The following is a 21,701-nucleotide window of genomic DNA, read 5'->3' as shown; positions in this document are numbered from 1 at the left end:
CTGAACCCATTTTCATTTGTATATTCATCCCCCCGATTTATTCTTGCAAATCGCCAATTTTAATCGCTTTATCAGCAACTAAAAAATGTTTTATGCAATACCGTTACATGGGCCGTACCGGCCTGCAATTGAGTTTATTAAGTTTTGGTAGCTGGGTTAGTTTCCATAAGCAAATTGATGACAGCAAAGCCGATGAACTGATGGGCATTGCCTATGATAGTGGCATCAATTTTTTTGATAACGCGGAGGGCTATGCGCATGGCGAAAGTGAAAATATGATGGGCCGGGTGCTGAAAGGAAAGAACTGGGACCGGACCTCTTATATTCTCTCCTCTAAGGTGTTTTTCGGCAGCCGGAAAGATAGCAAACCTAACCAGACGGGGCTGAGCCGGAAGCATATTGTGGAAGCCTGCCATGAGGCTATTAGCCGACTCCAGACTGATTACCTTGATCTCTATTTCTGTCACCGTCCCGACCCCGCAGTGCCTATTGAAGAAGTGGTGTGGACCATGCACAATCTCATAACCCAGGGCAAGGTGCTCTATTGGGGAACAAGTATGTGGAGTGCAGCCGAGATCATGGAAGCCCACCGGGTGGCGCAGCAGTATGGACTGATCGGTCCGGTGATGGAGCAGCCCCAATACAATATGTTTGAGCGCTATAAAATGGAGATGGATTATTTGCCGGTATTCCGTAATGTGGGATTGGGCACTACCATCTGGAGCCCGCTGGCCGCAGGATTTCTTACCGGTAAATATCTATCAGGCTTTCCAGAGGGGTCAAGGCTGGGGCTCGAAGGGTTTGAATGGCTTAAGGATCGCTGGCTGCAGGAAGAGAAGATCGATAAACTTCGTCAACTGGATGCCCTGGCTAAAGAGTTGGGTATATCTGTTGGCGGGCTGGCCATAGCCTGGACCATCAGGAATCCAAATGTGACCACCGCTATTCTGGGAGCAACCAGTGCCCCCCAACTCGAAGAGAACCTGAAGGCCCTTGAAATTCTGCCGCTGCTTACTGATGAGGTGATGCAAAAAATTGAAGATATTCTTCAGAATAAGCCTTTCCTGAACCTGGCATAAAATAAAAAGCCCCCAAGGCGTGAGCTGCGGGGGCTTTAATGTTTTTGTACGATTCAGAACCATTAGGTCTAGGTCATCGATAGGTACAAATTTTACGGTCGGTCATTCTTTAGGAATTGGATCGCGTGAAATAGGATTTTAAAAACGTTCTGTCAGTTAAATGATAATCAATCATTTGGTCTTTCTTCGGATTTTTGGATGCTCTTGGTCTTTCTTCGGATCTGGATCTTTTGGACTTTGGACTTGAAACTTTTTGGACTTAAGTTACAAACGGTTTGGACTAGGACTTGGTTTTTCGGACTCTTGGACTTCTTGGTTTTTTAAAGGATTCCTGGACTTGGTTTTTTTCGGACTCTTGGACTTTTTGGTTTTTTAAAGGATCTGGTTCTTCTTTCTTCGGTTTAGGATCTTTTGGATTTCCGATTTACATCGGGTTGGTTTTTTCTTAGGATCTGGTTGATTTGTTATCGATCAACTGACTTAACAAAAGTATTAACAGTACCCTAACGTAACAAGAGCAGTAATGCTTAATCTTCCCTCTTCGGTAAATACCCCCAAAATCGTAGAATTACGAGGTGAAAATTGGTATAACTCGCCTAACTTCCGTTAGCTTTTAGATAATGATAATCCGTTAAACCTTCAAAAACCTCAGTAAACATGGAGTTTCAAAACAAAAACGTACTTATAACAGGTGGCAGCCGGGGCATCGGGAAGGCTATTGCACTGAGGCTAGCGGCCGGTGGAGCCAATATTGCCGTTGCTGCAAAAACCGTGGAACCGCATCCCAAACTTGACGGCACTATCTATTCTGCCGCTGAAGAAATCAAAAAGGCAGGGGCAGGGAAAGTACTTCCCCTCCAGGCCGATATCCGTTATGAAGAAAGTATTCAGCAGGCGGTGGAAGCAACCGTTAAGGAATTTGGGGGGATTGACATCCTTATTAATAATGCAAGTGCTATCAGTCTCACCCCAACGGAACAAACTGAAGCCAAAAGATGGGACCTGATGCATGGAATCAATGTTAGGGGAACCTTCCTGGTGTCAAAAGCCTGTATCCCACATCTCAAAAATGCGCATAATCCGCATATACTCAACCTCTCTCCGCCGCTGAATATGGATCCCCGCTGGTTTGCGCCACACCTTGCTTATACCATGAGTAAATATGGGATGAGCATGGTGGTGTATGGCCTGGCAGAGGAACTGAAACCTCACCGGATCGCTGCTAATGCCTTATGGCCCAAAACAACCATTGCCACTGCAGCGGTTGAAAACCTGCTGGGCGGTGATTTTCTCATCCAGCGCAGCAGAACGCCGGAGATAGTGGCCGATGCGGCCTGGTATATATTACAACGCCCTTCGCACGAATGCAGCGGCAATTTTTTCATTGATGAAGAAGTGCTTGCCGCCGAAGGCGTGAATGATTTCAGCAAGTATGCTGTGAATCCAAACCACAAGCTGATGAACGATCTGTTTGTATAAAAATCTGGTTATAAATAAAAAGAGCGCCTCTGATGGAAGCGCCCTTTTTTTTAATCTTCAAAATTTTCTGGCCTCATCTGGGGAAAGAGTAATACATCCTGTATGCTCGGTTGGTTGGTGAGCAACATGCAGAGACGATCAATTCCTATCCCGATTCCTGCTGTGGGGGGCATGCCATATTCAAGGGCACGGAGGAAATCCTGGTCAATGAACATAGCTTCATCATCACCCCGCTCCATCAGTTTCACCTGTTCCTCAAATCTTTCCCGCTGGTCAATGGGATCATTCAACTCAGAGTAGGCATTGGCAATTTCTTTGCCGTTGATCATCAACTCAAAACGTTCTACCAGTCCGGCTTTGGTTCTATGTTTTTTGGTAAGAGGACTCATCTCAACCGGATAGTCCATTATAAAAGTTGGTTGTATATATGTATGTTCGCTGGTAGCCCCAAATATCTCGTCTATTAATTTCCCCTTGCCGATATTGGGTGCTACTTCAATTTTGAGGTCTTTACAAACATCACGTAATCCTGCTTCATCCATTTCGCTGATATCAATACCAATATTTTCTTTTACTGAATCAAATATGGATATGCGCTTGAAGGGAGTCTTGAAACTGATGGACTTACTGCCGACAGTAAGTTCGGTTGTGCCATGCAGTGCAAGTGCCAGTTTCTCCATCAACTGTTCAGTTGTTTCCATCATCCAGAAATAATCTTTATAGGCTGTATACCACTCCAGTACAGTGAATTCAGGGTTATGCGTGCGGTCCATGCCTTCATTGCGGAAGTTGCGGCTGAACTCATACACCCAGTCGAACCCACCAACTATGCAACGTTTTAGATAGAGCTCATTGGCAATACGCAAATAGAAAGGAACATCCAGGGCATTATGGTGGGTGACGAAAGGTCGTGCCGCTGCACCGCCTGGAATGGCCTGGAGAACAGGTGTATCCACTTCCAAGGCACCGCGCTCATTAAGGAACCCGCGGATGGTATTTATCATCTTAGTTCGTTTTACAAAAGTTTCACGAACCTGCGGATTGATGACAAGGTCAGCATAACGCTGGCGGTACTTGAATTCAGGATCTGTAACGGCATCAAATGTTTGTCCTTCCGCTTCTTTCACTACTGGTAGTGGTTTCAGCGCTTTTGTGAGTAGAGTCAATTCCTGAACGTGAACAGATGTTTCACCTGTTTTTGTTGTAAATACAAAACCCTTTATCCCAAAAATATCGCCTATATCGGCGAGGTGTTTCCAAACATTGTCATAGAGGCTCTTGTCTTCGCCGGGGCAAATATCATCGCGACGAACATAGATCTGGATGCGGCCTGTGCTATCCTGCAGCACGGCAAAGCTTGCCTTACCCATATCTCGGATGCTCATGATGCGGCCGGCAAGGCAAACCTCAGTGAAATCAGCTTTATTCTCTTCTCCTTTATAGTATTCCCTGATATAGGAGGCATTGGTATTAACGGGAAAAAGCGCGGCAGGGAAGGGGTCTATGCCCAGCGCCTGCAGTTGGTGCAGTTTTTCTCTACGGATCTGTTCTTGTTCTGATAATTGCATGCTTCCAAAAATTTGATGCGCAAAAATAACGCATTTGGAGGGATAACAATTTCTTAGCGCATGATCATCATTCCTTAACCTTTAAGTAGTAATGAGGTAACAGGAGAAAATGAAATTTACCAAACATCCCCAATGAAAAAACGCAGCCTTGATGTAGCCGTCATTTCGGACCTCCACCTTGGCACTTATGGTGCAAAGGCAAAGGAGCTGCTAAACTATCTCAGGAGCATATCTCCACAAATGCTGATCCTCAACGGAGATATTATTGACGGATGGCAATTTAGCCGGCATTATTTCCCCAGTTCACATATGGCCGTTTTGAAAGAGATCCTTTGCATGATGAGTAATGGAACGAGGGTTATCTATATCACCGGTAACCATGATGAGATCATGCGGAAGTATTGCGATATCCAGGTGGGAAATTTTCAGCTTACGGATAAACTCGTGGTGGAGATAAATAATAAAATGACCTGGATATTCCACGGTGATGTATTTGATAATACAACAAGAGGTTCGGCAAAATTCTGGGCGAAACTGGGAAGCAGCGGTTATGGATTCCTGATACTTCTGAACAGGTTTATCAGCTTCCTGATGAAGATGATAGGACGGGAGCGTATCTCCTTATCGAAAGCTGTAATGGCTGGAGTGAACCGTGCTGTTACCCGCATCAATGATTTCGAGATGACTGCTGCAGAGATCGCGATTGAAAAAAATTATGATTATGTGATCTGCGGGCATATCCATCAGCCACAGAAAAGAATGGTAGAAACAGAAAAAGGCTCCGTCATGTATCTCAATTCGGGTGATTGGGTTGAACATTTGACAGCTCTTGAATTTCAACACAACGATTGGCATATATATCAGTATGATGAAAAGGAATTTGCTGATACCAGGCATGAACATGTTCAGCCTGTAATAAATGTTGTAACGGATGAGGTGAATTTTTATGTGAATTCATTAGCGGGATAACACAATTGATAAAGAAATTAAAACTAAACCATGAAGATCCTTTATTCTGTTCAGGCAACCGGCAACGGGCATATTTCAAGAGCGATAGAATTACTACCATATCTGCAACGATATGGTCTCGTTGATGTTTTCCTGAGTGGTGCAAATAGCCAGCTACGGCATGATCTGCCGGTAAAGTATCGAAGCAAGGGTCTGAGTCTTTTTTATTCAAAGAATGGAGGACTTCAATATGGTAAGATCGTCAGTCAATTGAATATTCCGGGAATAATCAAAGCAGCGCGTGAATTGCCAGTACATAATTACGATGTTATCATAAACGATTTTGAATGCATCACTTCCATCGCTTGTGCATACAGGAAGATCCCATCTGTCAATTTTGGTCACCAGGCTTCCTTCTATTCAGACCTGGTTCCACGCCCCGCGAACAAAGAGATAATGGGTGAGTTCCTTTTAAAAAATTATGCAAGGGCTTCGCAATATATCGGACTGCATTTTGAACGCTATGATGATTTCATTTTTGAACCGGTAATCAAGAAGGAAATCTTAGAATCAAAACCGCGTAATAAGGGTCATATCACAGTTTATCTCTCTGCTTATAGCGATAAGATCTTAATTGAAGCGTTTTCAAGGTTATCAAATTTTAAGTTTGAACTGTTTTCGAAAAACGTGAGATCGCCTGAAACAATTGGCAATGTAAAATTGATTCCAGTCAGCCAAAGGCTGTTTAATGAAAGCATGATAAATTCTTATGGAGTGATCACCGGTGCAGGATTTGAGACGCCTTCGGAAGTAATGCACCTGGGTAAGAAGCTGATGGTTATTCCTATTGGCGGACAGTATGAGCAAAAATGTAATGCTGCTGCCTTAGAAAAGATGGGTGTTACTGTAGTTCCTGCACTGGATAATAATTTCCATGATTCTTTCCTTGAATGGATCGGATCCTTCAATAGCTGTGTTAGACAGTACTCTAATAACATTCCGGATATACTCGGCAACCTTTTCGATAATTATCCTTCAGGAGGAGTTGGACTCGCTCTTTTATACCCTGAATTAATGATCGGTTAATGTTTTTGTTCAGAGCCCGGCCGGACAAAGGATAAGGTTTTCATGGTCTTTATTTTTTGTGCATAAGCATGGAATAGGCGATACCAGTAATGGCTTGCGTGCTACCAGGTAGGCGGAGAATATTTCCTTTAATTTGTCTGGAATAATTTTATCTAACCAAAGGCTGATACGGTTTAACCTGCCTGGAATTATCATGGGCCGGCCTTTCATAAGTGCATATAATGCTTCTTCCGCAACTTCCGCCGGCTCCATGGTGGCCAATTTGGTAAGCCAGCTTGCGGACTTAGATAGAAGATATTGATTAGGGTTAGAATTGATGCCTCCGGGGCATACCACTGTAACGCTGATGCCTGAGTGACGGAGCTCTTTCCGAAGGCTCATAGAGAAATAACGGATATAAGATTTTGTACCGCCATATACCTGTTTGTCGGCCAGCGGGAAGAATGAGGCGAGGCTGCTGACGTTGAGAATATATGCGGGCCCATTTAACTTTAGAATAGGAAGGAATAGGCGGGTGAGTAAGGTGGTTGCCATAATATTCAACCTTATCAGTTGCTGGTAAGCATTGATATTGCCATCAGCAAACAGAACAGTGTTGCCTATGCCCGCATTGTTGATAAGCATATTAACTTTCCATCCTCCAAACATTACCTGTTCAAAGAGCGACCAGCATGCGGTTTCAGTACTAAGATCCTTCTCAAATACCACTACAGTAACCTGGTAGTTCAGCCGGATATGCACTGCCAGTTGATGGATTTCCCTGCCGGGTAATGCAACCAGGAGAAGGTTCATTCCTTTCTCGGCACATTGGAGGGAGAATGATTTCCCAAGTCCCTCACTTGCGCCGGTTATAATTGTGAAATATGGGGTAGCCATGTCAGATCTTTTTTAAGTGATGAAAGGGTTTCAGCCATTCCGGATTCAAAAGGGGTTATAGAATAATTGAGATCTCTGCGTGCCTTAGAACTATCGAAGGCGGCATTGGAAGTGTATCTTTTAAGAGAGGATGGCGTGAAAAGGGCATCTTCCTTTATGAGTTTTTTATACTGTAGCAAGAGCTGGCTGAAAACTTTTAGTAAGCCCAGCGGGAGAGGAATATAGTTTACCTGTTCAACCAGTTGCCTGATACAGTGCAGCACTTCCCTCACCATTTTATTTTCTCCACCCAGCAGGTATTTTTCGCCGGTCCTCCCAAAACGCATGGCCTTGATATGTCCACTTACTACATCATCAATATAGGTATAGTTTCCAATTGCCTGTGGCGCATAAGGCAGCACGATCCATTCTTTCAGCAATGCTCTTTTCAGGAGATTGGTAATGGCATTGCCTGGACTATTTATTCCATAGCCATAAACTCTTGAGGGACTCACGATACACACCTCCAAACCATCCATGGCAGCTTTGATTACCTCTTTTTCTGCAAGGTGCTTTGACAGGTCGTAATCATTATCAAAGGGAGCTATGCGGGGTGATTCTTCTGTAGCCGGAAGAAAACCTGTGGGACCAAAAACAGCTGTACTGGAAGTATGTACCATTTTTTTTATGCCCAGTTCTTTGGCAGCTTTCAGCACATTTTTGGTTCCATCAACGTTCACTGCATAAAAGATAGAGCTATCCGGCGCCCAGAGACGGGCATATCCTGCTACATGATAAACCTGGCTGGCATCTTTCATAGCATTGTATAATGCTTCATAATTAGTGATGTCACCCGTTACGAGCCTGATATTTGGGTGATGCAGTGAGTTTTGCTTTTCTGGTGATCGAACCAAAGCAGTGACATCGTTTCCTTCATTAGCTAATGTGATTGCAAGCTGGTTGCCGATATAGCCGGTAGCACCGGTGAGAAATATTTTCATATGGTTATAGTTTTAGGGTATGTTGAATAGTGATAGGTGATCAGGAATTCATAGGATATACTTAGCAGTACATGAATGACCATGGCAGGCAGTGCAGATCCAAAGTACCAACTCGTTAAACAGAGAATGATGCCCGCAGGAATGCAGGCTAAGATCATCCTGCGACTTGCACCGTAATGTGCCATCATGTATAACAGCACATTGATGCCGATGGAAACAGTAAGGGAAAACAGGCTGGTAAAAACCCAGAGCATTAGTCCTCTGAAGAATGCCTCATACAAAATGAGATGGGCGATCCTCAGGGAAAAGTAAACAGCTAATGATCCTTTTCCCGGCAGTGGAAAAGTCCGGTCTTTGCTTTCGCGAAGGAAACGCATCGCACCAAAATATCCTGCAACTACGGCTACACCGGCCAGGGCAACAGGCAGGGTAAACTTACCGGTACTGAGAGCAGGAAGAGTAAGGTAAATGTTCTTTAGATCGGCATAGCGGCAGGAGAGAATGACTGGCAGCGAAAAGAGTATTATCCCCTTAATTTGTTTCATGACCAATTGGACATAACCGTCACCGCGACTATCTTTTTTGATAATGTCACTGATATTATAGGCTTCCATTTTGGATTATTTAAGGTTAAAGGAAATGGTATACAAAGAACCTTCAGTTACCATACGGGTGCAGATGCCATCTTTGTAATAATACCGGCAGGTGGTTCCATTGGGTAGCCTTATCGCATAGCAATCAGCGGCCACCTGCGAAATACTGATCATCCTGCTGTAGCTATCAGAAAATACTTCCCTGATACGAAATGGTTCCTGTGCATATAGTTTCAGGATATTGAAACTTATCTCAGGAAGGTTTAGCTTTTCTGCGGATGATTTTTTCTGAATAAAATAGCCATCCTTCTGGCGGCTGATTGCATGGTTCAATTTTACCTGGCCATTAACTTTACGATGAATGGATGATTGCACAAGGCTTTCATTTTCGAAACTCGCTTCTTCGTTGGACTGAACGGTAATCCTGAATAACATGGTTGCGGCGATGGAGGAAACAAGGTTATAATTAACTATATTGTTGCTCGCTTCCTGGGTGAAAACCATTTCGCCCACTTCTTTACCATTATGCATTGCCTGATATGTGCGTTGGATCCGCTGGCCCTGCATGGTAACTGTCAGCGATAAAAATAAAAGCAGAAAAATAATTAAGTGGCGGCCGCGACGATGTATAAAATCGGATACCAGGTTTAAAAATGAAACAGCGCCCTGGTTTCGGCCATATCTCCTGATATACAGAATTAATAAGAGCGTTAACATGGTATAAGGTTTTAGGTGATTGCTTGTGTAAAACTAGCAATGCCCCAAAGCCTTATCTAATTGATAAAACGAACTGTTAACTGAGTATTTGATAATAATGCGGCAATTGGCAAAAGAGAATTTTCCTTTGGTAATAAATCATAGTTTCTTCCGGGTATTTTTCCCGTTAGTACGCATTTTCTCCCAAAAATTACTGCGGCATTAGTAATTATTGCAAATTGTTCCACTTGCCATTAAGGAAGTGATAACAATACCTGCCATGCCTCGGCTATTTTATGCTTTTCCAGCAGTTCCTTAGCATATAGCTGGATCTCGCGTTCCATCTCATCGGGACTAACAGCATAATATTGGAAAATACTCTTTAGTTTATCGTCATCGAATGCAGGATCCACCACAGGCATTTCGTGTACATTTCCCAATTGTGCCAGCTCATTACCTGTAAGAATTAAGCTGGTACGAATTGTTTCTGGCAGCACATCGATGCCTATCCCAAGTTTTACATTGGGTTTCTCTACTTCAAAAAGATTGGATGGATCTACTTTACTGTACCAGTTGCCACCCAGCCTGGCAATATGATGTAATTTTCTTTGGTCAATCATACTGCCGTCTTCATTAAGTATGCTATCGTTTACGTGCATGCGAAGTACTTCACATATCACCAGGTTACCAGCTCCACCTTCAGTGCCTAAAGATTTTATTTCGATCACCCTGCATTCCATCTTCACCTTGCTTTCGCGAACCATTGGCGGCCTTATTATTGTGGCCGGTTCTTCTGTGAAGCCGGCCTTAATAAATTCATTCGTGCCGCGGGGATATTCACAACTGGCCAGTGAAACCTGTTGTACCATTTCTTCATCCACTATGTTGATCACAACCTCGGGGATCTCATTAACATTTTCAAGAGTATGCTTGATACTATTATCACGTACTCTTCTGGAAGGAGAGAAGATCAATATCGGCGGATTTGTAGAGAAAAGGTTGAAGAAGGAAAAGGGGCTAAGGTTTACCTCTCCCTTAGCGCTGATGGTGGAAGCGAAACAGATGGGCCTTGGGGCTACAGCATGCTGCAGCCACTGTTGCTTCATCATGGGGTTCAGGTCATTCAGATCAATCTGCATAATCGCTGTTTTATTCCTGGATTGTTTTTTTGAGGGCGAGAATTGAATAGTCTGTTGGTTCTGCAACGATAGTATTTGTCAGGATGCCAAGGCCATCAATCTCCAGTTCAACAACATCACCTTCTTTCAACCATTGTTGAGTGTAGTTGGGATCATTGAGTTTACCCGTGCCGTTCAGCTCAAGAAAACATCCTGTACCCACAGTGCCGCTTCCAATTACATCACCTGGATGCATGGTAACGCCATAAGAACAGCGTTCAATGATTTCCGCAAAGGTCCAGTCCATATCACCAAGATTGCCATCGCTAACCTGAACACCATTTACCCGGCATTGCATGCGAAGGTTCCAGCGCTTTCCTGTATGGTTTTCTTTTGCAGGTATTTCATATTGTTCTAACTCATCTGGTGTAACCAGCCATGGACCAATAACAGTGCAGAAGTCTTTTCCTTTGGCGGGGCCTAGGTTCAGCAGCATCTCCTCCATCTGCAATCTTCTTGCGCTGATATCATTCATGATCATGAGTCCGCCTATATATTCATCTGCCTCAGATGCTTTGATATTTCGTCCGGCTTTACAAATAACCACGGCAGCCTCCAGTTCAAAATCAAGTTTTTCAAAATGATCGGGCATGCAGATGACCTCACCAGGCCCCTGGATACTACCATGATTGGTAAAGTAAAAAATCGGGTACTGGTCAAATTCAGGAATCATGGGAGCGCTGCGATTACGTCTTGCCGATTCAACATGTTGACGGAACGCATATCCATCACGGCAGGAAGTGGGAAAGGGAACAGGTGCAAGAAGGTATGCCTCTTCAATGGGGAAGCCTTTTTCTTTCGTGATCCTACCTTCTTTAACCATACGTTCTGCCATCTGCGCAACAGGAAAAGATTCTTCCCAATATTGCAGAAACATATTCATGTTGCCGGGTAATTCGGGGTGTAGCATCTCCATGTCATAGAGGTAACCATCCACATAAATTCCTAATTGATCATGACCATCACGGAGATAAGAAACAAGCTTCATATGCAGGCATTTTTAGAGTGGTCAAAAATAGCGGGAATATTTATCTTTCCGCTATGCGCTCTATAGTCTTACTATTTATTGTCCTTTTATTTTGGGGTTTAAGCGGCCATGCTCAAACACGGCATAACCGAGGTTTGGAGAAGTTTATAAGGGAAAGAGCCAGCCCCTTCCTGAAGGGGATCCTTGACAATCCCGATACCTACCGGTATCAATTAATATATACACGTATTGATCGGAACAGGGCAAACCAACCCAGGTGCCGCTCACAATACCTTCGTGTGGATGCCGATGAATATTTCAATCCAGCCTCCATGGTTAAACTTCCTGTAGCAATTCTTGCACTTGAAAAGTTAAACCAGCTGAAAAAATATGGGGTAAATAGAAACAGCACTATGCTTACAGATAGTTCCTGTTGCCGGCAGACCCCGGTTCTTGCAGATACCAGTGCGGCTGATGGGAAACCCTCAATAGCTCATTATATAAAGAAGATCTTCATTGTGAGTGATAATGATGCATATAACAGGCTTTATGAGTATGTAGGGCAGGAAACGATCAATAGGAGGTTGCAGGAGATGGGATACCGGCAAAGCAGGATAACGCGTCGTTTCGTATCGATGAATGAAGAGGAGAACCGCCATACCAATCCGATCCGCTTCCTGGATGCTGAGGGTAAATTGCTTTTTCACCAGCCGGCTGCCTATAACCCGCAACCTTTTGATTTCAGTAAGAAGATCTTGATTGGAAATGCGCATTATGACCGCAATGATTCACTTATCCATCGTCCAATGGATTTTACAACACATAATAATATGCCCCTGGACCATCTGCGGCAGATGCTGCAGTCGGTTTTATTCCCGAACTCCGTAGCGGCAGAAAAACGCTTCCGGATAAATGAAGACGACCGTGAATTCCTTCGGACATGCATGCAACAGCTCCCATCTGAAAGTATTTCGCCTGTTTATGATACAACGGAGTTTTTTAACAGTTATACCAAATTCTTTTTTTTCCGGGATGGAAAACAGCCAATACCGCCATCTATCAGGAGTTATAATAAAACCGGCTGGTCATATGGATTTTTAACGGATGTAGCCTATATCGTTGATAAAGAAAACGGTGTTGAATTTATCTTGAGCGGCGTAATTTATGTGAATAGTGACGGTGTTCTTAATGACGATAAATATGAATATGAGGGAGTTGGTTACCGTTATTTCAGGGAAATAGGGGAAATGGTTTACCAGTATGAATCAGGAAGGAAAAGAAAGAACAGGGATTTTCGTATTTTTGCCCTGAACTAGGATACTATGAAATTTGAAAAGATACACAATAAGGGCCAGGCCCAATTGTTCCGGAACCAGTATCTGGAGATGCTCACCAAAACCCATCCGCTGGTAATCTGGGGGATGTATCTTCCGATAATAATCGGGTTTCCCTGGTATGGTTTACAACATGATGATTACGGCATAATTCAGATGGGGCTGTTGTTCCTGGGTGGTATGCTATTCTGGACTTTTTTTGAATACATCATGCATCGCTGGATATTCCACATGGTTGCGGATAGTGAACGTGCCCAGAGAATAATTTATGTATTACATGGTAACCACCATCATTTTCCGAGAGATAAAGAAAGACTATTCATGCCACCGGTACCAAGTCTTATAATATCTTCCATTATCTTTTCACTGCAGTACCTCGTTCTTGGCAAGTTTGCGTTCTCATTTTTTCCTGGCTTCATGCTGGGCTATTTAATGTATGGCAGTATGCATTATGCCATTCATGCATGGAATCCTCCTTTTAAATGGATGAAGCCATTGTGGAGGAATCATCATCTGCATCATTACAAAAATGATCACCAGGGTTTTGGCGTAAGCACAACCATCTGGGACCATGTTTTTGGAACCATGTTTGACCTCGACAAAGAAAAAGAAGACAAGGAAAAAGTTAAGGAACTGATGTATTAAATATTCAGTCCACCGCATGTGCTTAATACCTGGCCAGTCATATAAGAACTCATATCACTTGCGAGGAAAAGTGTAACATTGGCTATCTCTTCTGTTGTACCAAATCTGCCAAGAGGAATCTTTTTAAGGAACTCATCAGCACCTGCACCTTCTTTCAGGTAATGTGTCATATCTGTTTCTACAAAGCCGGGAGCGATAGCATTGCAACGGATATTGCGGCTGCCCAGTTCCTGGGCAATTGATTTTGTGAACCCTATGATACCGGCTTTAGATGCTGCGTAGCTGCTCTGGCCAGCATTTCCCCTGATACCAATGATAGAGCTCATATTGATGATACTTCCCGATTTAGCTTTCATCATCGGGCGAATGACCTGCTTGGTCATATTGTATACACTTTTAAGATTGGTGAGCATAACATCATCCCACTGGTCAGGCGTCATGCGAAGCAAAAGGTTGTCTTTAGAGATACCGGCATTGTTCACGCATATATCAATAGATCCGAAGGTTTTTAGAACATCATTCACGAATATTTCACACTCTTCAAAACTTGCAGCATTGCTTCGGTATGCTTTGGCGTTAACCCCCATGGATTTTAATTTCTCTTCCAATGCAGCAGCTTTTGGTGCACTGCCTTCACTAACATAAGTGAAAGCGATATGCGCACCCTGCTCCGCCAGTTTAATGGCGATACCTTCTCCTATGCCACGGGCAGCACCCGTTACGATGGCAACTTTATTATCGAGTAATTTCATGTGATCGAGTTTTTATCTGGTGGCAAAACTAGGCCATTGAAAGGATATTTTCTATGATGCTACGATCATTGGAGAGCCTTGGTACTTTATGTTGCCCTCCCAGTTTGCCTTTGAAGCGAAGCCATTCATTGAAGAGTCCCTTCCTTACCGCGTGTATAACGGGCATGCGCAGGGCAATATCTTTATGTCTCTTAGCTTCATAATCACTGTTCAGGTTCTTAAGTGCTGAATCGAGTTCATAGGCAAACAGAGAAAGATCGGCGGGTTCTTTTTCGAATTCAATCAGCCATTCATGTGCGCCATTACCCTCATCACTGAAGTAAACGGGCGCAGCAGTATAATCAATAACAGCGGCACCGGTTTTTTCGGCGGCGGCTGCCACGGCTTTGTCACTGTTGTCAACAATCACCTCTTCTCCAAAAGCATTGATATAATGCTTTAACCGACCGCTCACCTTAACCCGGTATGGTGCAATTGTTGTAAACTGGATGGTATCACCAATTATATAGCGCCATAGTCCGCCGGAGGTACTAATTATGACAGCATAGTTTTTTCCTGTTTCCACTTTTCCCAATCCAACCGTATGAGGAAATTTCTTTCCATATTCTTCAATGGGCATGAATTCATAAAATATACCATGACGGGTAAAGAGTAACATGCCGTCCGAATCAGGACTATCCTGCGCAGCAAAGAACCCTTCACTCGCATTATACATTTCCAGGAAGTGGATATCCTTACCGATAATTTTTCTGAACTGATCGCGGTAGGGCACAAAAGAAACCCCGCCATGCATATACAGTTCGAGGTTGGGCCAGATCTCTGATATAGAGGATTTGCCTGTCATTTCGAGTATACGCTTCATTAATACGAGGGTCCAGGTAGGAACTCCCGATATGGAAGTGACATTTTCGGGGATAGTGGCAAGTGCAAGTTGTTCGATCTTTGATTCCCATTCGTCCATAAGGGCAATAGAGAGTTCAGGTGTTCTGATCCAGCTTCCCCAAAAAGGGGAATTCTGCAGGAGCACGGCGCTGAGATCTCCATAATTTATTTCTTCACTTACCTGGCTTACCTGGTGGCTTCCCCCAATCACCAATCCTTTTCCTGATAAAAGATCTGAATCAGGGTTATATCCGTAATACATTGTGAGTACATCCTTGGCACCTTGAAAATGGTTCTCTTCAAGGCTTTCTTCGCTTACTGGTATGAACTTGCTTTTATCTGAAGTAGTACCGCTGCTCTTGGCGAACCAGCGGATAGGGGTGTTCCAGAGAACATGGTCTTCACCACCCATCATCCTGTCTATGTATGGCTTAAGATCTTCGTATTCGTGAACCGGAACAGTCTGTTTAAAGGTTCTTATATTAAAGAGGTGGTTGAAACCATATTGCCTTCCAAAGGCGGTATACTGGGCTGAAGTGACGAGTTCCTGTAACACTTCGCGCTGGGCTGCGATGGGGTCATTAACCCATTCTTCTATTTGCCAGAGCCGAAGCCGGGCCAGTCTGGATATGGCAGGCGAAAATATTTTCATGCTACGCCGGCAAAATACAGAAAAAAGCCGTTAAATCTTGGGGAAATCGGTCATGCCCTTCATTACTTCCTCATGCAGGTAGTCTTTTCGTTTGAGTTCGAAATTCCTTCCCAGGTAAAGTCTTCGCACATGTTCATCCGCCGCCAGTTCTTCTGCAGTGCCGTGTTTAAAGATCTTTCCTTCAATAAGAAGGTAGGCTCGGTCGCAGATAGAAAGCGTTTCATTCACATTATGGTCAGTGATCAGGATTCCAATATTCTTGTACTTAAGCCTGGCCACAACGGTTTGAATATCTTCAACAGCAATGGGATCCACTCCTGCAAAGGGTTCATCCAGCAGGATGAATTTTGGGTCTACCGCTAATGCGCGGGCTATTTCTGTACGTCTTCTTTCACCACCGCTAAGACTGTCGCCATTGTTTTTCCTTACATGATGCAGCCTGAATTCGTCGAGCAGTTCTTCCAGTTTATGCTTCTGTTCCTGCCGGGTTAGTGTAGTCATTTCGAGTACTGCCCTGATATTATCTTCAACAGATAGGCTCCGGAATACAGAGGCTTCCTGAGGAAGATAGCCGATACCGAGCTGTGCCCTTTTGTACATGGGCAATTCGGTTATGTCCCTGTCATTCAGGTAAACTTTTCCTTCATCGGGCTTAATAAGTCCGACTACCATATAGAAGGTTGTGGTTTTACCAGCACCATTGGGGCCAAGTAATCCCACGATCTCTCCCTGCTGTACATTCACTGAAACATGGTTCACTACAGTTCTGTTACTGTATGATTTTACCAGTTCGTTTGTTTGGATCACTAGGTTCAAAATCAAAGGCTTTGGGCAAAAATACCGGAATGGCTTGTTAATTGGGCCATGCGTCCTAAGTTTGTAGATAGTTAAATTCTGCAAGCAAGCAAATATGAAGGTAATCGATCATATAAGAGAGGCAAAGGATACGCTGATATCATTTGAAATTCTGCCACCATTGAAGGGTAAGGGAATCAATGCAATCTATAATCATCTTGATCCCCTGATGGAATTCAAGCCATCGTTCATCAATGTAACTTATCACAGGAGTGAGACCATGTTCAAGAAGCAGGCCGATGGATCTTTTGCCAAGATCGAGGTTCGCAAGCGGCCGGGAACGGTAGGTATATGCGCGGCCATCATGCAACACTATAATGTTGATCCTGTTCCGCACCTGATCTGTGGCGGATTTACGCGTGAAGAAACGGAGAACGCTCTTATTGACCTCGCCTTCCTCGGAATCGATAATGTGTTGGTGTTGAGGGGAGATGCGCCAAAAAATGAAACTTTTTTTGAACCTGAGCAGGGTGGTAACCACTATGCAATTGACCTGCTGAAACAAGTGGTTGATCTTAACCATGGACTATACCTCGAGGAAGAGGTTAAGGATCCGGGGAATGCTCAGTTTTGTATTGGTGTGGCCGGTTATCCTGAAAAACATTTTGAAGCGCCTAATAAATCTACTGACCTCGCCTACCTGAAAGCAAAAGTGGATGCAGGTGCAGAATATGTGGTTACGCAGATGTTCTTTGATAACCAGAAATATTTTGAATTTGTAGAATCCTGCCTGGCTGCAGGAATCAATGTTCCCATTATTCCGGGACTAAAACCCATTACCAACAAAAAGCAGATGAGCCTTTTGCCAAGGATCTTTCATGTTGATCTTCCTACTGATCTTTCAGGCGAGATCATGAAATGTAAATCTGATGCAGATGTTGAGTTGGTAGGAACCGAATGGTTGCTGAACCAGAGCCGAGAATTAAAGAAGGCAGGTGTTCCTGTGCTGCACTATTATACTTTGGGGAAACCAAAAGTGATCTGGAATGTGGTGAAAAACCTCGTTTGAGGTAAGAGGCAAGAATTGAGGTAAGAGGTAAGAGGTAAGAAGTAAGAATTACTTGGTGGATGAACTACGCTAAAATAAATCTAACTTCTTACCTCTTACCTTTAAATGTCTTACCTCTTACTTCTTAAGTGGCTAGAGGCTTAGCCCTAAACTTAGGCTCCAGACACGGTTCTTATTTTTATCATCAGAACTATTATCGCCACCAGAGTTGATCTTGGTAAGACCATGGCCATAATTCACTGATACCATTACATTCTTGAAAGCAAATCCTGCTGTACCATTCAGTCCAAGATCGAAACGCTTCATCATTCCAAGTCCGCCATTTTCTTCGGTACCGGTTGTAGTAGGATCATCATTGCTGAATTCGATCTTGTCTTCTGATTCAAAAGCTACACCGATGAATTTTCCTTCCGTTTTATTTTTTCCTGCAATACCCATTGCAGCATAACCACCACCACCTACAAAGAACTTCGATTCTTTATCAACCAGTGGAATATTAACTACCAGGTTAAGGGGAATTTCAATGTATTTGGGGCTGGTGGTAGCCTTGATATAGTTCTGGTCGGTTTCACTACCACTCTGCCACTTAGCACCCTTGCCTGAAAAAAGTAATCCAGGCTGGAACGAAAGTGCACCTTCACCTACCGGCAGGTCTGCCATAAAGCCGGCATGGAAACTTGATAATGCATTTGATTCTTCTATGCCTCCATCTTTGGAAACGGAGATATTAGCAAGGTTATAGCCGCCCTTAATATACAATTTACTGTCCTGGGCTTTGGCCTGAAAAGCGATGGCTCCCATTGCCATCATCACGATCATTGTTTTCTTCATTGTTGGTTTTTTTAGGTTAGTATCAAAATCTTTCACGCAGAGGGCTACACGCAGAAACCATGCCACTACCTGTTAATTGATTTCCAAACTGTCTGGTTGATCTTTACAGGATATTTCTTCTTTAGTTCCTTTATCCATGCATCTTCCAGCACCTGCTGGTAATCATTTAACACGAATCCTTTAGCTTCTTCATAGCTACGGGAAACATTAGCGGGCCATGTTTTGATCAAATAGAAGAACTGGTGTAATTCGTCCGCCTTGTTATATACGGGTTCAGTAATGAGTCCGGATTTGGTTTCAGGGAGTTTAAGAGGAAGCTGGTCAATCTCAAAACGGGAACTGTCATATTGCACAGCCCCGTTCTCCAGAAGTATCAATCCCTTCCAGGTTTCAGGTTCAGCCATGAGTTTTTTGTGGAATGACCGAAGTACGGATGCATCAGTACTACTAAACAGAACACCGCTTACACTTTCTTTCCATTTATACCTGCCACTATTATTTTTATAGTATTGCTGCAATCCTTTTTCATCGCCTGCCGATTTGTCCCATACCTTTCTCTGCATCGCTTCAAAGAGTAGATTACCTTCTGCAAATTCATTGATCTGTGCCGCATACCCACTGTCATACTGCTCTAGACCGGCAATATATTTTTCCAGGACCTCATCCTCACTGGTTTCTGCTGGTATTCCTGTAGCCTTTCTCGCGCGCTGCAGCACTGATAACCTGATAAGCGCATTACGATCATCATTTTGGATTAATGTTTTCATGGCAGCAATATCTTCTGCGTTATTTATGTCAGTGGGGCGGGGATATCTTCTCAGAAAACGAAGTATATGCCAGCCATTGGCTGTTCGGAATGGCTTACTAAAAATATTTTTATCAGATAGCATCACAGCCTGCTCTTCAAATAATGGATCATGCGTGCCGGGAGAGAAGGGCTGTAACACTCCCTGGTTATTAAAAGAAGCATTGTCGCTGCTAAAGCCCAGCGCAAGCTTTCCAAAATCTCCTCCTGCAACGATCACTGTATATAGGGAATCAGCCAGCTTTTTTACCCGGTCTGCTTCCCTGGAGGGTGCATTTTCAGGAAGCTCCAGCAGGATCTGTGCAACGTGTATATTGCCTGTAGCGGGTCTTTCTGCCGATGGACGGAAGAGATGATAGGCAGTGCTGCTTTTGTATATAGAGCTGATGGTGCCAATGGGTGTATTATAAACCAGCGATTCAATGGCATAGGGAAGGGTGAAGCTGCTGATCCAGCCAATATCACCCTTATTTGATTTGACAGATGGATCCTTAGAAAATTCCATTGCAACATTCTCAAAGGACTTTCCCTGCTGAACTGCTTTAGCTGCATTTTTTATTGCATCGGATGCTGCCAGCGTATCTGTACCATTAAATGGAATATATATATGCGAGAGCCTGATATCACGTTTACTATTAGCCATGGAAACTTTAACCAGTTCCAGCATCATGCTGTCATCAGTGAGGTACATTCCAATAACCTGGTTCCTGAAATTTTCCAGGTCAGCTTTCTGGGAAGGCAGGGTATCGAGTTTCATATCATATGCATCCTGCACCTTTAGCCTGAACCTGGTATATAATTCGAGGTATTGCTGCATGGCAGCGGCATCCTTTCCGCCTAAATTATTTTTTTCATAAGCGCGTAAGAAGGTTTCCTTACTAACCTTATGGGGACCATACGTGAAAAGCGGCTGCGCATTTCCGGTAGCCATTGCCAGCAATAGTATAATGGTGGCAGTTAAGTTTTTACACATGATCATTTTTTAGCGGTAGTTTTTTTCTGCTTTAGATCCAGGATATTATCCAGCTGCTGATAGGTAAGTTTTTTTGCTATGATGCGCTTATCCTTATCGAGAAGGTATAATACAGGCGTCTGGTAAACATCATATAATTGGCGGAAGCCCGGCTTTCCTGAATTGCTTTCAGCATCACGTTGTGCTTCGGTCTGGTGCACATGAATCCAGTCGTTTAAGTTGTTCTCCCGGATATAGCGGGTCCAGTTATCTCTTCCCCCTTCCGTCATCACACCAAAAATTTTGACATCATTCTTTTTCCATTTGGCCTGGTAAATGGAATCAAGTTTAGGTACCATTTCCTTGCAATGCCCGCAGGTAGGATCCCAAAAACAGATCACTGTAAAGGCTGCTTTCACTTCATAGAGGTTTGAAAGCTTACCACTGGTATCGGTCATTATGATATCCCAGGCAGGGTTACCGATCAGGTTTGCCATCAGGGAATATGCCCTGTCTGTCATGTATTTCTGGTATTTGTCGGTGAACCAGTTAACCTCGGGATTGCCGTTAATATATTTTTCAAAGAGGTGCACGAAAACTGCATCCTGACCCATATATTCAGGATTGATATATTTCTGTACGAAATGGGTTAGCAGGTATTTAAAGCTTTCCTTGCTGCTGACTGCCTGGCCGAGTATTATATCAATTTCTTTTTTTATTGAATCTGGATCAGGCGATACCATGTCGCGCAGATAACGGTCTATCCTTGCTTCATAAAAGGGTGTACGGATGAGGCGGTCGTCATTGAACTTAACTCCATCCCAGTAATGTGATTTAAAATAATTGAATGCATAGCTACTATCATACGCCCCTTTTGGATGTTGGTTGGCAGGAGGAACAACTGGTTCCTGCAATGCTGCGAACAATGCATTAAGAAAATTTGCGGAGGAAGTTTTGTTGTAGCTGGTTCGATAATCAATGATCTCCTGGTTTAGGGTGCGCATTTCAGTGGTAATGACAGTACTGTCGTTGCTGTTTTTTGCTGAAGCAAGACTTTGCTGAAGCCTGCTGATAGCAGCCCCTTTGGTATTTACATATCGGGTATAAGCCTGGAAATCACTATTCAATGGTGAATTGGTGAACTGTGCAGCCGAGGGGTTGGCGGTATCCAGCTTCATGGAGAATGCCTGGTCTTTATCAAGCAGCAATTCAAAAAGGATCTCTTTTTTGGGGGATACCATAAAATAGATGCCGCCTGGCAAGGGGTCGGCTCCACTGAAAATGGCAATGCCGGATGGGTTTACCAGCGCAGAATCAGCGAGGGCCTTGATCTTGCCATAGTGGTAGGCTAGATAAACATATTGTGATTTATAGCCATTGGTGTTCAGCGTGAGTTTGTATCCTTTTTCAGCGGCAGATTGGGCCATCAGGACTGGGCTGAAAAAATTGCATACGGTAAGGAGTAATATTAGAAAGGCGTTTTTCATCGAACCGATTAAGCTGCTAATTTCACGAATTGGCCGCAATAATATTG

The 21,701-nt window shown here is 43.6% G+C and carries 20 protein-coding genes; 7 read left to right on the top strand and 13 right to left on the bottom strand.

The window, feature by feature from the left end; all coding sequences use genetic code 11:
* Positions 1 to 92: 92 nt before the first annotated feature.
* Positions 93 to 1,079 carry a potassium channel beta subunit family protein gene (locus V6M43_RS12965; protein ID WP_332735894.1) on the top strand — a complete coding sequence of 329 codons (987 nt, stop codon included), beginning with the start codon at positions 93 to 95 and terminating at the stop codon, positions 1,077 to 1,079.
* A gap of 657 nt (positions 1,080 to 1,736) precedes the next feature.
* Positions 1,737 to 2,558, top strand: a complete 822-nt coding sequence (locus V6M43_RS12960) for an SDR family oxidoreductase (protein ID WP_332735893.1) — start codon at positions 1,737 to 1,739, stop codon at positions 2,556 to 2,558.
* A 50-nt stretch (positions 2,559 to 2,608) separates the two neighbouring features.
* Here V6M43_RS12960 and lysS read toward each other — a convergent pair whose 3' ends face one another.
* Positions 2,609 to 4,126 carry a lysine--tRNA ligase gene (gene lysS / locus V6M43_RS12955; RefSeq protein WP_332735891.1) on the bottom strand — a complete coding sequence of 506 codons (1,518 nt, stop codon included), beginning with the start codon at positions 4,124 to 4,126 and terminating at the stop codon, positions 2,609 to 2,611.
* Positions 4,127 to 4,258: 132 nt separating this feature from the next.
* Here lysS and V6M43_RS12950 point away from each other — a divergent pair, with 132 nt between their 5' ends.
* Together V6M43_RS12950 and V6M43_RS12945 are read left to right on the top strand one after the other, a co-directional pair.
* Positions 4,259 to 5,095 (top strand): UDP-2,3-diacylglucosamine diphosphatase, encoded by an 837-nt coding sequence (locus V6M43_RS12950; protein ID WP_332735889.1) that lies wholly within the window; start codon positions 4,259 to 4,261, stop codon positions 5,093 to 5,095.
* A 30-nt stretch (positions 5,096 to 5,125) separates the two neighbouring features.
* Positions 5,126 to 6,160 carry a glycosyltransferase family protein gene (locus tag V6M43_RS12945; RefSeq protein WP_332735887.1) on the top strand — a complete coding sequence of 345 codons (1,035 nt, stop codon included), beginning with the start codon at positions 5,126 to 5,128 and terminating at the stop codon, positions 6,158 to 6,160.
* A 9-nt stretch (positions 6,161 to 6,169) separates the two neighbouring features.
* On the opposite strand, the gene V6M43_RS12940 is transcribed toward V6M43_RS12945, so the two are convergent.
* From V6M43_RS12940 to V6M43_RS12915, 6 genes are all read right to left on the bottom strand, one after another.
* Complete coding sequence (locus V6M43_RS12940; protein WP_332735885.1) at positions 6,170 to 7,036, bottom strand: SDR family NAD(P)-dependent oxidoreductase; 867 nt, start codon at positions 7,034 to 7,036, stop codon at positions 6,170 to 6,172.
* Positions 7,009 to 8,016: an NAD-dependent epimerase/dehydratase family protein gene (locus tag V6M43_RS12935; protein ID WP_332735884.1), complete on the bottom strand. Its 1,008-nt coding sequence runs from the start codon at positions 8,014 to 8,016 to the stop codon at positions 7,009 to 7,011. Before V6M43_RS12935 ends, V6M43_RS12940 begins: the two co-directional genes overlap by 28 nt.
* Positions 8,013 to 8,630 carry a CPBP family intramembrane glutamic endopeptidase gene (locus V6M43_RS12930; RefSeq protein ID WP_332735882.1) on the bottom strand — a complete coding sequence of 206 codons (618 nt, stop codon included), beginning with the start codon at positions 8,628 to 8,630 and terminating at the stop codon, positions 8,013 to 8,015. The genes V6M43_RS12935 and V6M43_RS12930 overlap by 4 nt, the downstream gene beginning before the upstream one ends.
* 6 nt (positions 8,631 to 8,636) lie before the next feature.
* Positions 8,637 to 9,326: a DUF6134 family protein gene (locus V6M43_RS12925; protein ID WP_332735880.1), complete on the bottom strand. Its 690-nt coding sequence runs from the start codon at positions 9,324 to 9,326 to the stop codon at positions 8,637 to 8,639.
* A 233-nt stretch (positions 9,327 to 9,559) separates the two neighbouring features.
* The gene (locus V6M43_RS12920) at positions 9,560 to 10,444 is read right to left on the bottom strand and encodes a flavin reductase family protein (RefSeq protein WP_332735878.1); all 885 of its coding nucleotides are present in this window, start codon (positions 10,442 to 10,444) and stop codon (positions 9,560 to 9,562) included.
* Between the two features lie 10 nt (positions 10,445 to 10,454).
* Positions 10,455 to 11,471, bottom strand: coding sequence for a fumarylacetoacetate hydrolase family protein (locus V6M43_RS12915; protein WP_332735876.1), 1,017 nt, complete (start codon positions 11,469 to 11,471; stop codon positions 10,455 to 10,457).
* A 134-nt stretch (positions 11,472 to 11,605) separates the two neighbouring features.
* On the opposite strand from V6M43_RS12915, the gene V6M43_RS12910 reads away from it, so the two are divergent.
* Positions 11,606 to 12,766, top strand: a complete 1,161-nt coding sequence (locus V6M43_RS12910; RefSeq protein WP_332735874.1) for a serine hydrolase — start codon at positions 11,606 to 11,608, stop codon at positions 12,764 to 12,766.
* 6 nt (positions 12,767 to 12,772) lie between these two features.
* Positions 12,773 to 13,429 carry a sterol desaturase family protein gene (locus V6M43_RS12905; RefSeq protein ID WP_332735872.1) on the top strand — a complete coding sequence of 219 codons (657 nt, stop codon included), beginning with the start codon at positions 12,773 to 12,775 and terminating at the stop codon, positions 13,427 to 13,429.
* Here V6M43_RS12905 and fabG read toward each other — a convergent pair.
* From fabG to lptB, 3 genes are read right to left on the bottom strand one after another with little or no spacing between them, the layout of a single operon-like run.
* Positions 13,426 to 14,181 (bottom strand): 3-oxoacyl-[acyl-carrier-protein] reductase, encoded by a 756-nt coding sequence (gene fabG / locus V6M43_RS12900; RefSeq protein WP_332735870.1) that lies wholly within the window; start codon positions 14,179 to 14,181, stop codon positions 13,426 to 13,428. The two genes, V6M43_RS12905 and fabG, sit on opposite strands and share 4 nt — an antisense overlap.
* Before the next feature lie 28 nt (positions 14,182 to 14,209).
* The gene (locus V6M43_RS12895; protein WP_332735868.1) at positions 14,210 to 15,715 is read right to left on the bottom strand and encodes a GH3 auxin-responsive promoter family protein; all 1,506 of its coding nucleotides are present in this window, start codon (positions 15,713 to 15,715) and stop codon (positions 14,210 to 14,212) included.
* Between the two features lie 30 nt (positions 15,716 to 15,745).
* On the bottom strand, positions 15,746 to 16,522 hold the full coding sequence (lptB, locus tag V6M43_RS12890; RefSeq protein ID WP_253271540.1) for an LPS export ABC transporter ATP-binding protein: 777 nt from the start codon (positions 16,520 to 16,522) through the stop codon (positions 15,746 to 15,748).
* A 103-nt stretch (positions 16,523 to 16,625) separates the two neighbouring features.
* Between lptB and metF the strand changes: the two genes are divergently transcribed.
* Positions 16,626 to 17,579: a methylenetetrahydrofolate reductase [NAD(P)H] gene (gene metF, locus V6M43_RS12885; RefSeq protein WP_332735866.1), complete on the top strand. Its 954-nt coding sequence runs from the start codon at positions 16,626 to 16,628 to the stop codon at positions 17,577 to 17,579.
* Positions 17,580 to 17,711: 132 nt separating this feature from the next.
* Here metF and V6M43_RS12880 read toward each other — a convergent pair whose 3' ends face one another.
* The 3 genes from V6M43_RS12880 to V6M43_RS12870 all read right to left on the bottom strand — a co-directional run bounded on the left by V6M43_RS12880 (position 17,712) and on the right by V6M43_RS12870 (position 21,594).
* A complete protein-coding gene (locus tag V6M43_RS12880) occupies positions 17,712 to 18,410 on the bottom strand; it encodes an outer membrane beta-barrel protein (protein WP_332735864.1) in 699 nt (232 codons plus the stop codon).
* Between the two features lie 65 nt (positions 18,411 to 18,475).
* A complete protein-coding gene (locus V6M43_RS12875; RefSeq protein ID WP_332735862.1) occupies positions 18,476 to 20,188 on the bottom strand; it encodes a peptidylprolyl isomerase in 1,713 nt (570 codons plus the stop codon).
* 2 nt (positions 20,189 to 20,190) lie between these two features.
* The gene (locus V6M43_RS12870; RefSeq protein ID WP_332735860.1) at positions 20,191 to 21,594 is read right to left on the bottom strand and encodes a thioredoxin-like domain-containing protein; all 1,404 of its coding nucleotides are present in this window, start codon (positions 21,592 to 21,594) and stop codon (positions 20,191 to 20,193) included.
* Positions 21,595 to 21,701 lie beyond the last annotated feature (107 nt).

Source organism: Flavihumibacter sp., from assembly GCF_036676075.1.
Classification (GTDB): Bacteria; Bacteroidota; Bacteroidia; order Chitinophagales; family Chitinophagaceae; genus Flavihumibacter.
This window is presented reverse-complemented; position numbering and strand designations above follow the sequence as displayed.

Coding starts and splice junctions, on each gene's coding strand:
- V6M43_RS12965 (WP_332735894.1), top strand. CDS start 93: ATGCAATACCGTTACATGGGCCGTACCGGCCTGCAATTGAGTTTATTA.
- V6M43_RS12960 (WP_332735893.1), top strand. CDS start 1,737: ATGGAGTTTCAAAACAAAAACGTACTTATAACAGGTGGCAGCCGGGGC.
- lysS (WP_332735891.1), bottom strand. CDS start 4,126: ATGCAATTATCAGAACAAGAACAGATCCGTAGAGAAAAACTGCACCAA.
- V6M43_RS12950 (WP_332735889.1), top strand. CDS start 4,259: ATGAAAAAACGCAGCCTTGATGTAGCCGTCATTTCGGACCTCCACCTT.
- V6M43_RS12945 (WP_332735887.1), top strand. CDS start 5,126: ATGAAGATCCTTTATTCTGTTCAGGCAACCGGCAACGGGCATATTTCA.
- V6M43_RS12940 (WP_332735885.1), bottom strand. CDS start 7,036: ATGGCTACCCCATATTTCACAATTATAACCGGCGCAAGTGAGGGACTT.
- V6M43_RS12935 (WP_332735884.1), bottom strand. CDS start 8,016: ATGAAAATATTTCTCACCGGTGCTACCGGCTATATCGGCAACCAGCTT.
- V6M43_RS12930 (WP_332735882.1), bottom strand. CDS start 8,630: ATGGAAGCCTATAATATCAGTGACATTATCAAAAAAGATAGTCGCGGT.
- V6M43_RS12925 (WP_332735880.1), bottom strand. CDS start 9,326: ATGTTAACGCTCTTATTAATTCTGTATATCAGGAGATATGGCCGAAAC.
- V6M43_RS12920 (WP_332735878.1), bottom strand. CDS start 10,444: ATGCAGATTGATCTGAATGACCTGAACCCCATGATGAAGCAACAGTGG.
- V6M43_RS12915 (WP_332735876.1), bottom strand. CDS start 11,471: ATGAAGCTTGTTTCTTATCTCCGTGATGGTCATGATCAATTAGGAATT.
- V6M43_RS12905 (WP_332735872.1), top strand. CDS start 12,773: ATGAAATTTGAAAAGATACACAATAAGGGCCAGGCCCAATTGTTCCGG.
- fabG (WP_332735870.1), bottom strand. CDS start 14,181: ATGAAATTACTCGATAATAAAGTTGCCATCGTAACGGGTGCTGCCCGT.
- V6M43_RS12895 (WP_332735868.1), bottom strand. CDS start 15,715: ATGAAAATATTTTCGCCTGCCATATCCAGACTGGCCCGGCTTCGGCTC.
- metF (WP_332735866.1), top strand. CDS start 16,626: ATGAAGGTAATCGATCATATAAGAGAGGCAAAGGATACGCTGATATCA.
- V6M43_RS12880 (WP_332735864.1), bottom strand. CDS start 18,410: ATGAAGAAAACAATGATCGTGATGATGGCAATGGGAGCCATCGCTTTT.
- V6M43_RS12875 (WP_332735862.1), bottom strand. CDS start 20,188: ATGTGTAAAAACTTAACTGCCACCATTATACTATTGCTGGCAATGGCT.
- V6M43_RS12870 (WP_332735860.1), bottom strand. CDS start 21,594: ATGGCCCAATCTGCCGCTGAAAAAGGATACAAACTCACGCTGAACACC.